General features: G+C 42.8%; 9 protein-coding genes. All 9 read right to left on the bottom strand.

The features are described 5' to 3' along the window. Positions 1-31 precede the first annotated feature (31 nt). The 9 genes from ACIFSR_RS30180 to ACIFSR_RS30220 all read right to left on the bottom strand — a co-directional run bounded on the left by ACIFSR_RS30180 (position 32) and on the right by ACIFSR_RS30220 (position 13,450). A complete protein-coding gene (locus tag ACIFSR_RS30180) occupies positions 32-1,849 on the bottom strand; it encodes a glycoside hydrolase family 35 protein (RefSeq protein WP_430062312.1) in 1,818 nt (605 codons plus the stop codon). 45 nt (positions 1,850-1,894) lie between these two features. Continuing rightward, complete coding sequence (locus ACIFSR_RS30185) at positions 1,895-3,136, bottom strand: alpha-L-fucosidase (RefSeq protein ID WP_430062316.1); 1,242 nt, start codon at positions 3,134-3,136, stop codon at positions 1,895-1,897. 123 nt (positions 3,137-3,259) lie between these two features. Further along, a complete protein-coding gene (locus tag ACIFSR_RS30190) occupies positions 3,260-4,645 on the bottom strand; it encodes an ABC transporter substrate-binding protein (protein ID WP_339208169.1) in 1,386 nt (461 codons plus the stop codon). 123 nt (positions 4,646-4,768) lie between these two features. Continuing rightward, the gene (locus ACIFSR_RS30195) at positions 4,769-5,557 is read right to left on the bottom strand and encodes a carbohydrate ABC transporter permease (RefSeq protein WP_076269617.1); all 789 of its coding nucleotides are present in this window, start codon (positions 5,555-5,557) and stop codon (positions 4,769-4,771) included. Positions 5,558-5,620: 63 nt separating this feature from the next. Further along, positions 5,621-6,559 (bottom strand): carbohydrate ABC transporter permease, encoded by a 939-nt coding sequence (locus tag ACIFSR_RS30200; RefSeq protein ID WP_339208168.1) that lies wholly within the window; start codon positions 6,557-6,559, stop codon positions 5,621-5,623. 217 nt (positions 6,560-6,776) lie between these two features. Beyond that, positions 6,777-8,372 carry a response regulator transcription factor gene (locus ACIFSR_RS30205; protein ID WP_430063181.1) on the bottom strand — a complete coding sequence of 532 codons (1,596 nt, stop codon included), beginning with the start codon at positions 8,370-8,372 and terminating at the stop codon, positions 6,777-6,779. A gap of 7 nt (positions 8,373-8,379) precedes the next feature. Then, positions 8,380-10,095, bottom strand: coding sequence for a sensor histidine kinase (locus tag ACIFSR_RS30210; RefSeq protein WP_430062318.1), 1,716 nt, complete (start codon positions 10,093-10,095; stop codon positions 8,380-8,382). Positions 10,096-10,173: 78 nt separating this feature from the next. Next, positions 10,174-12,336 carry an alginate lyase family protein gene (locus ACIFSR_RS30215; protein ID WP_430062321.1) on the bottom strand — a complete coding sequence of 721 codons (2,163 nt, stop codon included), beginning with the start codon at positions 12,334-12,336 and terminating at the stop codon, positions 10,174-10,176. Continuing rightward, entirely contained in the window at positions 12,323-13,450 is a 1,128-nt protein-coding gene (locus ACIFSR_RS30220) for a glycoside hydrolase family 88 protein (RefSeq protein WP_430062324.1), read from the bottom strand. The genes ACIFSR_RS30215 and ACIFSR_RS30220 overlap by 14 nt, the downstream gene beginning before the upstream one ends. Positions 13,451-13,585: the final 135 nt, after the last annotated feature.

Consider the following 13,585-nt stretch of genomic DNA (forward strand, 5'->3'; position numbering starts at 1 on the left):
ACGTGGTTGATTACTAGGGATACAGCCCGATTTAGGTTGTCTGCTCATCTTGCACAAAATTTAACACCCGGTCATCCACCGCTGCGGATTCCCCTAGATCAGGCTGGTCACTAAGCGTGATTACAGGCTCAGTCAAGAAGCCATGCAGCTCAAAAAGAACAATCTCGTTGCGTCCCTTCCGCAGCAAAGGCCCTGGGATATAAAGCGCACGCTGAGGTCCAATCTCCCAGTACCGTCCCAGATTAAAGCCATTAATCCATGCTACGCCTTTATTCCAACCATCAAATCTTAAAAAAGTGTCCCCGATCTCTTCTACTTCAAAACAACCTTTGTAAAATGCCGGAGTTTCTACACGTAAATCATGATCCTTCGTTGTCTCGTAGCGGACTGACGTTAGAGAATCAGGACAAAGGGGAAGCGTCCGAATCGTCCAATTGTATAAAAATTGATTATCAAGGAGCACTCCTTCCGTAATCCCCTTCGGATCACGAAGTCGAGGACCGTAATTGATTCGCCCCATGTTCTCGACAAGAATATCGAGTCTTGCCCCATTTTCTGGAATGCTAATATCTAAGGGCTTAGGGTCCCAGCGCTCCACAACACCTAATAACTTGCCATCTAGAAATACTTGCGCTCGGTCACGAACCTCTTGAATATGCAGCTTCTGCCCAGATCGAGGTCCTTTTACCCATGTCGAATACAAAATAAAACCGTACGCCTGATCAAATTTCTCCATAGGCTGTATGAATGTCGATTTTACTGGCTCTGATAATTGGTCCAAATTATCAAGCAGTGTCGCGCTCTCTGACAGTGTCACTTTACCATATGGATATTTAGGAATCGGCTGCGGCATCTCACAACCTGGCTCTATGCCGTGCTTAGCAAACACGCTGCGAACCGCCTCATACTTGCTCGTCACATCTCCCCACTCACTCAGCGGTGCATCATAATCATAACTAGTTACCGTAGGCTCATACGTTTTAATATGATTGGCGCCATTGTAAAATCCGAAATTCGTTCCGCCATGGAACATATAAAGATTAACCGATGAACTACTCTCCAATATTTTATCCAATTCGTCAGCCACTTCAGCTGCATCACGAACATGGTGAGGCTCCATCCAATGATCGAACCATCCATTCCAAAACTCCATAACCATCAGCGGTTCTGTTTCTCTATACTCCCGATACTTTCCGAACGATTCCGCAACTCGCGATCCAAAATTCACTGTTGCATGAACATCATCTATCGTACCGCCGAGCAGCATCTCGTCAGTAGGTCCGTCAGAAGTGAAGAGCAGCACGTCTATCCCTCTTTGTACAAGCCCATCCCGAATATAGGTTAAATAGGAGGTATCATTGCCGTAGCTGCCATATTCATTTTCCACCTGCACCGCAAGAATCGGCCCACCCTGCGTAGAGAGCAGTGGAACAAGCTTAGGAATTAATACATCGTAATATCGATCTACCTTCGCCAAATAGGCACTATCCGAGCAGCGAAGCTGCATATCGCTCTCTTTCAATAGCCATGCCGGCAATCCTCCAAATTCCCACTCCGCACAAATAAATGGGCTGGGACGAACAATCACGTGCAAACCCATTTGTCCCGCAAGCTCAATAAACTGGACAATGTCAGCCATTCCTTCAAACTGGAATTGACCCTCCTGCGGCTCATGCACATTCCAAGCAACATAAGTTTCTACTGTATTAAATCCACATGCCTGCAATTTCTGCAAACGATCCATCCAATACTCTGGCACGACACGGAAATAGTGTATGGCACCCGAAACGATACGGTAAGGCTCCCCCTGCAAATAATACTGCCCATCTCTAATCTCCAATTGACTCATGGTTTCCTCACCCATCCTTTATAGTTTCCATTGTCAACAATGAATCTAATTACTATTAAACACGGCAAAACGTCTTATCATTGGCCGCTCTACCGACTCAAGTACAGTTAAACGTATTCTGTCCGTGGAAATTGGTTGGAAGCGATCAATTTTTTTGTGCCCAATTGCGCTCCCACGGATCATTTCTATCCATTCATTGCCGGCTTGAACCTCTATTTTATAGTCCCGTACCCGTTCTCCATAAGCAATATCTTCCATTGTGATGATATGGTCGATGATAAGTTTCCGAGGCAACACAAGCTCGATAACCTCTCCCTCGCCAAACAGCTCGGCAAGTGGATGATCAAACCTGCGACGAACCTCGTTTCCAAACGAAATAACCCGGTTCACATCTGCCTCCGGCATAAGCCCCCGGTTATCTGGCGTTACATTCAAAAGCAGTGTTGCACCATGGCCAACCGACCGATAATAGATATCCATTAATTGCTCCAAAGAAAGCAGCAGATGCTCCTCCTCAGGATGCCAGAACCATCGGTCCTTCCGAATAGGGACATCGCATTCTGCCGGTACCCAGCGAGGTGTTTCTGGCAGCCATTTCAGATCTCCTTCACTAAACATGCTTACCCGAGCAGATTCAGCTGTATTCCAGCAAGGATAAGGGGCAAGACCATCCTCATTCCCTACCCATCGGATCGTCGGTGCCCCCATATTAAACACCATGGCATCGGGCTGATGCTGCTTAATTAAGCTCATGATTCGTTTCCAGTCATACTCTCTTCCTTCTGAGCCCGCTCCGTCGAACCAGATCTCAACGAGTGGACCATAACCCGTTAGCAATTCCTCCAGCTGACTAGCGTAGAAGAGATCATACGCTTCTGGATCGGAATAACATGGTTCATGTCTATCCCAAGGTGATAAATAAAGACCAAAGCCAATTCCTTCTTCAAGGCAGGCATCTGCACAATCCCTTACGATATCGCCTTTGCCCTCTCTCCAAGGACTAGAGGCAACCGAATAGTCTGTCGTTGCGGTCGGCCAAAGACAGAAGCCGTCATGATGTTTTGCCGTAAGGACGAAGTATCGGAAGCCTGCAGCCTTTGCCGTACGCACCCACTGGCGGGCATCAAGCTGGGCCGGATTAAATAAAGAAGGCGAGTCATTTCCATCGCCCCATTCCTGATCACAAAACGTATTCATTCCAAAGTGACAAAACATTCCGAGTTCAAGATCCTGCCAACGACGCTGCTGCTCGGTTGGCACTGATAATGATGATGATAAGTTAGCCATGCTGCATCTCCTTCTCCTTGCACTTCTAAGTTGCCATTGATCCGACATAAGAAAAAGGAGCTTTGCAGCAGCCATGTCTAGACTGCTCAAAGCTCCTCAATTTCGGTTTCAATTCACTTAACTTTATTTTGTTTCTTTCTCATCAATGATTCTCGTCGCTTCTTTTACCATCCATGCTTGTACATCGTCAATGGAATCTTTGCTAAGCATGAACTTGCTAAAGCCATCTCCGATAACTTTCGTCAAATCAGCAGTACTTGTCGTTACCACTTGTGAAGCATCCAAATATTTAATTTCAGGGCCAAACAATGTGTTTTTAAGCGATTCAACATCATATTTATCAGCGTTAGCACCGATCAAACGATCAAGTACGACGTTTTGGTCTGATTTTTTCCAGCCAGAGAATTCGTTTCTGGATTCCGAATCAGTCGTTGTCATAAAGCGCATTAATTTGAACGAAGCTTCTTTATGCTTGGAAGTTGCACCCATTACTAGATGCCCTCCACCTACAAAGTACTTACCGCCTTCATAATCTTTTGGCTGCGCATTCGCAGGAGGAAGCGGAACTGGAGCAAATGCCGTTTTGAAATCATGCGGATATTGCTCCGTATTTCCTGGGTCAGGAATCATAAAGCTTCCGGAAAGAATCATCGCAGCACTTTCACTGAAAAATTCAGTACGATAGTTAAGCTTCGATGCAAGAACATCCGCATAAGGCTTAGCCGATTTATCTACCGTTTCCATGTCTTTGCGCAGCTGGAAGAAGTATTTATAAGTTGGATCAGCCAAGATCGTCGTTCCATCATCATAACGGAAAGGATCTTTCATCACCGTTTGGGCTGGAGCATTCATATACAATTCCCATGTATGGAAGTACGAACCGTACTGTTTATCCACGCCTTCGCCTTTGGTCAGCTTCTTGGAATAATCGCGGAAGTCATCCCATGTCCAACCGTATGTCGGCACTGGCAAGCCTGCTGCATCTAGGGCATCCTTATTCAATAGAATGAACTGGTAACCTGTAGACATCTGCATGCCGTAAGTTTTGTCGCCCACTTTTGGATTAACAAAATATTCATCCGCAGCAACAAGATTATTGGCAGCATAATATTCATCCAGCGGAGCTAGCGCGCCTCTAGTTGCTCTTTCGATAACCGCTGACGCGCTCGGAACGTTTACGACGTCGACCGCTTCACCCGAAGAGATTAGAAAATCAAGCTTTTTCAACATTTCCAAGGAATTACCCGGAACAAGAATGACATGCTCAACTTTAATATCCGGATTTTCTTTCTCAAATTCTTGCAGCATAGCTTTTGTACCAACCTCTTGAGCTGCACTGTCAAAATTGTAATACTTAATGGTCACTTGCTTGTCCGCCGTACCCTCAGACCCGGCAGCGTTTGAGCTTTTAGGCGAATTAGAATTACCTCCACATGCGCTTAGCACTGCAAAAGCCGCTAACAAAAGACAGATCGAAACTAAAAACTTGCGTTTACCCTTATGATTCATTTTTTTGCCCCCCTATTTAATAGCTGACTCATCTTCTTTCATCATCAGTATAAAGATTGGACGATTCATAGAAGAGTATAATTTTGAGGTAAAATGATTACTTTTTTGACTTTTTTTCAAATATCACCCTTTGACTCCGCCAAGGGCAATTCCATTAATTACTTGCTTCTGCAATATAATAAATATAATTAATAAAGGGATAATAGCTGACAGCGCGGCCATCATCATAATGGCATCATTAGTTGTATAATCATCCCTGAACAGGCTCATACCCAGCGGGATCGTATACAAATCTTTGGATTGCAGAAAAATAAGCGGATTCTGATAATCATTCCATGACCATATGAACTTTATAATAGCGACGGTAGCAAGCACCGGTTGGCAAAGCGGAATGATAATCGAGCGGAAAATCCTTAAATGGCCTGCTCCATCAATTCTCGCAGCTTCCATATACTCATCGCTGATGCCCGCCATGAACTGACGAAGCAGGAATGTGAAATAAATAGAAAACATCCCCATAAAAATAAGCGCAAAGTGACTATCATAAATACCCAGCCAGCGAACCAGCATAAACCGAGGAATTAGAGTGGCCTGATCCGGTATAATCATGAACGAAATCAGAGCCATAAATACAAGGCCTCTCCCTCTAAACCGGAGTTTGGTAAATGCAAAAGCTGCCATAGTGGAAAAGAGTAATGTGAGACATGTGACAATTAAAGCTATTTTAATAGAATTGAAATAAATATGAAGAAAGTTTACATTTCCCATCCAAACTGCTTTAAAATTGTACAACACATTAATATTTTTAGGAATCCACTCAATGGGAAAACGCATAACATCCTTTTCAAATTTAAACGCTGATGAAATCATCCATATGAAAGGAACTAAGAAGAAAATAGATATGGCACCCATAATAATGGTAACAATTATTTTTGATATATTTTTTCTTATGATAAGCAAGCTGACCCCTCCCCCTTATAATGATTCTTCATTTCTGAATTTCCAGGTAACCGCAGTAATGACAGCAATAATCGCAAATAGCAGCCATGAGATTGAAGCCGCGTACCCCATGTTATAATTCACGAATCCTTCCTCATAAATCCGGAACACAATGACTGTAGAAGAATTGTCTGGTCCCCCGGCTGTCAAATAAGAGATAATATCAAATACTTTAAAAGAACCAATCAACATCGTAATAAACAAGAAGAACGTTGTCGGACGAAGCAATGGAACCGTAATTTTGAGAAACTTGGTCATTGAAGTCGCACCGTCGATATCCGCCGCTTCATATAGTTCATTCGAAATACTTGTAAGACCGGCCAAATAAATAATAATTGTATAACCAAGCCCTGCCCAAGAAGTGATGATCGCAATGGCGATAAGTGAAGTTTTTGGGTCCACCAGCCACTTAGGCGGGTTGGAAATGCCTAGATCCATCAAAAACTGATTAATCGGTCCTAGTGAAGGATGGAACAATGCGCTCCACACTGCCGCTACAGCAATAATGGATGAAATATAGGGAATGAAAAACACAACCTTAAAGTAATCTTTCCAAAACACCTTATTGTGAATGAGAACAGCGAGTACCAGCGATATCGCAATTGGAACCGGCACCGTTAGCACGGTATAAAGCAGATTGTTTTTCAACGCTTTAATGATGGTTGGATCATGAAACATTTTAATATAATTGTCGATACCGTTAAACTTAATGCCCCCTATGCCTGATAACAAGTCCCACGAAGTAAAGCTCAAATAAAGAGAAAACCCAAGTGCAAATACATTCAGCAATAACATACCTATGATTTCTGGGGCAAGAAACAGCCAGCCGATTAATGCTTCTTTCCGCCTCGGAGTCCAAAATTTTCTTGGCTTCTGTAGAATTTCAGGGTTTGTGATTGGTTTAGCAGCTTCCATTTCGTATCACCTCAACATTTATTAAGTTGATACTAATGATAATAGAAATCCGCAGGACAAGAACGATGGATTATGACTTCGTAGGAGCAATATTTTGACTTTCCAAATCGCTTGTAATGAGAGAAAACACCATAAGAGTTCTGAACAATGGGAACGACAAAAAAACCTGTACCCCGGCATTATCGGAGAACAGGTTTCGATTGTGGCTGCAGTCTATTCATCTTACATAAGTGTTAATCGTATAATTTGCTTTATATTCACTTGGAGTCATGCCTATATACTTTTTGAACACTTTTGAAAAATAAGTTCTATCCGAATATCCAAGTCCCATAGCTAAAGATTCGATGCTTTGGTTGGACGTTTTCAGCATTTTTGCAGCAATTTTCATTTTATACTGGTGAACAAAATCCGTGAAATTCACACCCGTCAGTCGTTTGAAATAGCGGGAGAAGTAGCTTGAATTCAAATACAAATGACGCGCCATGTCAATTGAGGTAATGTTTTCGGATAAATTTTTATCTAGATATTGTTGAATCACCTGCAGCTTCGGCTCCTGGATCACAGGTTCTAATCCCTTCTGCCGGTTTTTTGCAATGTGAATAAGCTTTCTCTCAATCAATCCTGTTACATCGAGCAAAGTCCTTGCAGAAGACAGGTAGATATAAATCCCCTCATCCGACTTCCATCTTGAGAACATTATATCAATGCTGCGAATGAGTGTTGATAAATCTTGAACCAGCTCACTTGGCTCGACTCTATTCTCTTCTGCATTTTTTCCAATATTTGCGACGATATTATGGATACTGTCAAAGTCGCCTTTCATAATCGCACGCTCAATATCTGATTTATAACAATCTAGAAAACCAAGCGGATAGGATAAAAACATGCTCTGTAAGAAGACATTCATATTCGTAACCGTAAACTCACTGCTTTTGTAAAACTCATTTTTATATTGAATCACCTGCTGATAGACGGCTCCAATGGATTGCAGCTCCATCTTATCTGTCACGGTGACTATATTAAGCTGCAATTTCAGAAACTGTAGACAAAGAGCCTGCAGCTCCTGCATATACTTTTGAAAATAAGGATAAGCATTGTTCGCCAAATTATTTCGGTAATTATACAAAATAACTAAATTGTCTTTTTCCAAAAATGGCGTTATTCCATCATACGAACCTGACAGCTCCACCGCAATATTGTGAATCGCATAAAAAATTAACGAAATATTGTTCTGAACGTAAAGCGATTCGTAAGTTGAGAAATTGATATGGACTACACCCATCATAAAGAAGGGGTATCCCCATGAGATGCCTAGCTGAGCTGCATACCCCACAGTTGATGTGGGATTAACACCATCAATGACTCTTTGAAACAAACCTTGCTTGAACAGCTCACTGTTATAGTTCGATACTTCATTGTCGATCTTTGGGACTTTCATTTTGAGCAATTGTATGGATTTTCCTAAGCTTTGCTCAAGCTGCTCCGCCGTTAATTGATCTTTAAGAAGATAATCATCGGCATTCAGCTTTACTGCCTGCTGTGCGTAATGAAAATCCTCGTGGCAAGTCAAAAATATGACTCTAATATCCGGTTTCATCCGGCGGAAAATAGCTGCTAGCTCGATACCGCTTTTTTGCGGCAGTCCAATGTCAGTGATGACGATATCAGGCGACGTTTCTTCAAACATATGCAATGCCTTTGCACTTGAATAGGTAGCCCCCACTACATGCAGCTGGAGTGACTCCCAATCGATCATTTGCTGCAAAACCCGAATCATAGGGACGTCATCATCAATTAACATTACTTTATACATCACCGTTTCACCCCTCCGAAGAATAAACATGCCGTTCAATAACAGGAAGATGAAGGAAGGCTGTTACCCCGCCCTGTACATTTTCATATAGAGCTAACGCCGCCGTTGGACCAAATGTTAATCTTGACCTTTGAATCACATTAATCAAGCCGACCCTTTGATAAGAAGAGGACTGCTCTGAGCCGACTGAATGCAGATGATGGTTCAGTGCAGCTAAATGTTCTTCCTCTATTCCACTTCCGTTATCCTCTATTATAATGATTATTCCGTTCTCTACTCTTCTTGCTTGGATCGAAATTTTGGCAGCAGGATTGTCTACCAAACCATGTACAATCGCATTTTCAATTAAAGGCTGCAGCATCAGCTTCGGAATTAATAATTGTTCCAGCCCTGGTTCAAGCTCAACCGTAAGCTCAAGAACCATTTCATTTCTGATCTTCATAATATCGATGTAATGCCCGAGCAGCACGCACTCATCCTTCAATGAAGTCGGTTCATTTACCTTCAGATAGGCTCTTAGCAAGCTCATTAATGAATCGATGCTTTTGCTATGCAGAAGATCCTTGTGCAGGATGAGACTGCATTTGATTGAGTTCAATGTATTAATTAGAAAATGCGGCCGAATTTGCATGAACAAAGCCTCGAGCTCCATGACTCTCTTCAGCTCCTGTTCATGCTCAATATCATGGATAAGCCCCTTGAGCTGCTCCATCATCGTGTTCAACGAATGACCAAGCTCAGCGATATCGTCTTTGCCTTTCACTTCAAGCTTCACATCAAGGTTTCCCATCCCAAATTGCCTGACCGCACGCTGCAATTTTTGAATTGGCCTGTGCAATCTCCTTGCAATAAACATAGAAGATATGGAAAAAATAATAAAGAGGAAAATAACGCCTCCAATACCCAAATAGAAGGTTCTTGAAATTTCCCCCGTAAAGGTTTCCTTATTCGCTTCATAAACAAGCGTCCAGTCCGTTTTGTCTAACGTGACTTCAGAACGGAGAATATCTCTGCTTGCTGCTGCATCGTGCGACAGAAGCCCCGTGCTTCCAGCAATAAGCGTTCCCTCTGCATCAAAAAGCGCTACTTTACCAAACTCAATGGGCTTTAGCACTTTCTCAAAGTATGACTCTGAAATACCAATAATCAGAACCGATAGATAGCGTTTGTCATCATTATCATGAATCACTCTTGCCATATAATAGGTCCCTTCCTTATCGGACTCTTCTTTAACCATACCGAGCCGTTGCAGGGTTTCCGGCCTTTTGAGATCAATTTTTTCATATAAATCGTCTAGGTTTCTATTAACTAAATTCAAATCATCCTCATTCGAAGAAATAATAAAGCCTTTTCTATTGACCAAATACATTCGAATGTTATTATTTAAGGGTTTCGATGTAATGAGAGAAAATACTCCCCTTATGTTCGTAAAATTTGTGTAATCCGCATACGTATTCAACCGTTCTGTATCCGCGAATTTTTTCAAATCTGACCGGACATTCGTATCATTAACTATGAAATGCGATGCGAATATAACATCATCAATCGTTGTTCCAATCTCTTCGATCATGACATTCAAGAAGTTGTCATTGCTCAGTTGAAGCTTTTCAACCATCGTCTCTTTAATGAGCACAAATGAGATGACAGATACGGTAATGATAGGAACAATAATAAATAGGAGAAATGACAGCTGAATTTTTTGATAATAGCTTAACCTAGACATATTTACCGCGCCTCTTTCAAGTTGCTTTCATGACTATTGCAGCAGGGTAGCTTATCGCTTTTTTTCGCGTTTCAGGCTTTATTTTATAACGGTAATCTCTTTGACCTTATCTTTCAAGGATATCAGCACCACTTCGCCAAAAATCTGTGTGCCGTCAACCATGTATGAATCAATATGAGAGGATGGAGCCCTATGGCATACAACAATGATATATTGCTCTGTTGAATGCGGAATCACAATCCGGCATGCTTCTACGCTGTTGTCCTCTGCCAACTCACCAGTATATAGGTAGACTGGAACTTTTTCAACGATAGGAATGCTTGTTTCTCCCGCGCGTAAAGGGTAAAGCACCTGCATCATCGATGTGGTACCTGAACCAGTTCTCTCGTAGGTCAAATATTGGTTAGGCTCCACTAGGTTATATTCATAAGAAATAACACCCTCGCTCTGCTCAGCCTTAAGTCCAGCAGTCTGGATCGGAATAATGCAAAGATTTGCATCATTCTCATTTGTCGTGCGACAAATACCCGTCTCCTGCGATAAGCTCAGTTGTCCAGGAGCAAAATGAAAAAACTGCTTAAATGTATGTTCATTCTGGCTTTTAAAGCAATCCACCACAAGCCAAAAATACGGTTTTACAAAGATGATGCTCCTGCTTGGGTAGACAGAATCATTCAAATGAATGTATCCATCGTGGCTCCCGCTAACGTAATCAAAATTCGGCTCGGAAATCCACTCCGTGCCTGTTCTTGAAGCTATTCGCCCAAATTGCCATGTATCGATAACTTCCGTAAATTCAATATCATCAACTACCGTTGTATTATGGGAGCTGCAATGTTTAAGCTGCTTGCGCAGTGGCGTATGATCAGAGTAGTTGTATCTCCCTAGATCCGTAAGCAGATCCTTGCCGTACGCATGAATATCGATATGAAGCATATCCGCGTGCCCATGTCCTCCTCCAAGAGGACCACAGCGGAAATAGAGATACAACGCTTGTTCTTCCCAGCCAGAGCGCATCACATAATGCCCTGAGTGTTCAAACGCATAAGATTGCTGCGGCGGTATTTGAACGGGGCAATCTTCATAATAGCCAATACCTTCAGGCCCGAAGTTCCAAGCTTGATCAAAATCGACCTTCTCCCATCCAGCAAACCGAAACACGGGGTCTTTGAAAATAATCGCAGCAGCCGTCATAACCGACCGAATATCATTATTATCGCTATCACCAAGCATCACCTGTCTATGATCCGGTCTTGCCCAGTAGAGAGAGGCAGCAGCCATGCTCTTTACCGAACGAGTAAAACTAGCTTCCATGGTCATTTTATTTTTTTGAGCCAGAGTCATCATGTCTAGGAAGCAGTTCAGTACCTCATGATGATAGGTGGGGGACTGCTCCCAATGAATGCCGTCCTTCATCACTTGCAGTCGTGACGTTTCTCTCAGCCTCTCATCCGTTAGCTGCTGCCAGTGAAGTGTTCGCTTAAATTCTGGAACGAATACGGACAATTGAAATAATCCACTCGTTTCAATAACTCCCCAGTTGCTAATATTACTCCAGCCTGTGAATGATGAAGCTAAATATTCCGCATGCTCATGGAGGGAGACTAACATCTTTGCAAATAGACGCGGCGTCATAACTTGGCTTTCGATTAAATAAGGCAGTGCCTTGATCCAGTTGCTGCAGCGTAGTCCCGTCTCAATAGAGCGCCAAGTTAACGTATTCCTAGTCTGTGCCGAAGGAACGGGATTTCGATCAATCCAATCCTCTAATTGTAGACAGAAGGTGCTCGCGTATTTCTCATCTCCAGTAAGCTGATAGGCTTGTCCAAGTGCAATCCAGTACCGGTGTCGATTAAGCATATAGGCCCATTCCACATCATTACCTTGAATGTGATTCCAATCGATTAGCTGATCAAAGCTTACAGGAACACGGGTACGCTCCATATCCCACTGAAAGCGGAATAGGAAGGTTTGCGATACGACCTCATCAGCTGTTTGCAGCACTTCCTGCATTTCTTCTGAACAATGTACATGAACATAGTCGCAAACCTGTTGTATTTCTTTCTTTTGCAAATACATTCTAGGAGAAGTTCGCTCAATAAAATATTGCTTTAGCGTCGCAAATGCATCATTAAGCTGATTTTGAAGGATGGCCTTCTTTACCACTTCTAACCCTTCATAATCTAGGTTTAATAGGTTAAATAGGCGCTCTTCATATTGAGCTTGGTTATTTGCCTTCATACCAATAACCTCCGATACCCTTCTCAAGCCTCATCAGCGCTTCCAGATAGTAATAATCTCCCCAGATCATATAGTCATCTGGCGACAATCCTCCGTGCACATAATAGGATCCATGCTTAAGCAGTCCCTCTGCGTCTTCTTCCCCAATCGTCGCGTATTTCTGAACGAGTGAGGTCATTGATTTCTCAAGATGTTCTTGGAAATAAAGACGTTCAGGGTCTTGCTGCTCCATGAGGGATAGGAGCTCTAATAATCCCGCAGCTACAATCGCAGAGGCCGAGCTGTCTCTGTAGGTATCTCTCTCAATGGGAGCATTGAAGTCCCAGTAGGCTACATGGTCGTCTGGCAAATACTCAAGGAAATAACGGGCAAGTCGCTTTGAAACTTCGAGGAACTTTTTATCCTTCGTGTAGCGATAGGAGAGTGCGAATCCATATACCCCCCACGCTTGTCCCCTTGTCCAAGTTGAACCATTCGTATACCCTTGATGCGTCGCCCCTCCGATCGGTTCACCCGTTTCTGGCTGAAAGAAGAACGTATGATAGGAGCTGTCATCCCCTCTTACTAGGTAACGCCTTGATTTTTCTGCTTGTATACGAGCTGCTTCCATATAGGATGGATTTCCTGTCTGTTCGCTCGCCCAATACAACAGTGGAAGGTTTAACAGACAATCGATGATAATCCGGCCGCTCTCTTTAGCATCTCCCTTTTGTCCCCAAGCTTGAATATAGCCGCCAGGTTCACACCATCGGTTCATAAGCAGATCCGCTGCTTGCAGCGTTAATTGTCGGGCTGCTTCATCCTTCTCCACGATCCATTGTGCTTTGGAGGACAGAGAGTATAAAAAACCGATATCATGATGATCGAGCACAACGTGATCCTTCAAACGTTGACGAAAACTTGTAACCGTCTGATCCGCCGCATTCCGAAACCGTTCGTCTTGTGTATATTCGTAGCATAACCACAGCATCCCGCTCCAAAAGCCATTGGTCCAATCATTATTTTCATTCAATTCATAGGTTCCATTGCTGCTGACATGAGGGAATTTCCCCTCAAATCTTTCTATATTTTTTAGCGTCTTTGCAATAGCATCATCAATAGCCGTTTTCCACACGATGCAAGGCCCCCTTCATTCAACCATTTATTAGTTACGCTCAATCATAACGAAAGAATGATCGTCTAATGAGAATGAATTTTTGCAGGAACGTGCATTATTTTGACTTTTTTCAAGAACTTCGTTTGATCCATG

Source organism: Paenibacillus sp. NRS-1760, from assembly GCF_050467785.1.
GTDB lineage: Bacteria > Bacillota > Bacilli > Paenibacillales > Paenibacillaceae > Pristimantibacillus.

Excerpts from the sequence above, each read along its gene's own strand:
- ACIFSR_RS30210 (WP_430062318.1), bottom strand. The coding sequence starts at position 10,095 with ATGTCTAGGTTAAGCTATTATCAAAAAATTCAGCTGTCATTTCTCCTA.
- ACIFSR_RS30195 (WP_076269617.1), bottom strand. The coding sequence starts at position 5,557 with ATGGGTGCCATATCTATTTTCTTCTTAGTTCCTTTCATATGGATGATT.
- ACIFSR_RS30185 (WP_430062316.1), bottom strand. The coding sequence starts at position 3,136 with ATGGCTAACTTATCATCATCATTATCAGTGCCAACCGAGCAGCAGCGT.
- ACIFSR_RS30205 (WP_430063181.1), bottom strand. The coding sequence starts at position 8,372 with ATGTATAAAGTAATGTTAATTGATGATGACGTCCCTATGATTCGGGTT.
- ACIFSR_RS30200 (WP_339208168.1), bottom strand. The coding sequence starts at position 6,559 with ATGGAAGCTGCTAAACCAATCACAAACCCTGAAATTCTACAGAAGCCA.
- ACIFSR_RS30215 (WP_430062321.1), bottom strand. The coding sequence starts at position 12,336 with ATGAAGGCAAATAACCAAGCTCAATATGAAGAGCGCCTATTTAACCTA.
- ACIFSR_RS30190 (WP_339208169.1), bottom strand. The coding sequence starts at position 4,645 with ATGAATCATAAGGGTAAACGCAAGTTTTTAGTTTCGATCTGTCTTTTG.
- ACIFSR_RS30180 (WP_430062312.1), bottom strand. The coding sequence starts at position 1,849 with ATGAGTCAATTGGAGATTAGAGATGGGCAGTATTATTTGCAGGGGGAG.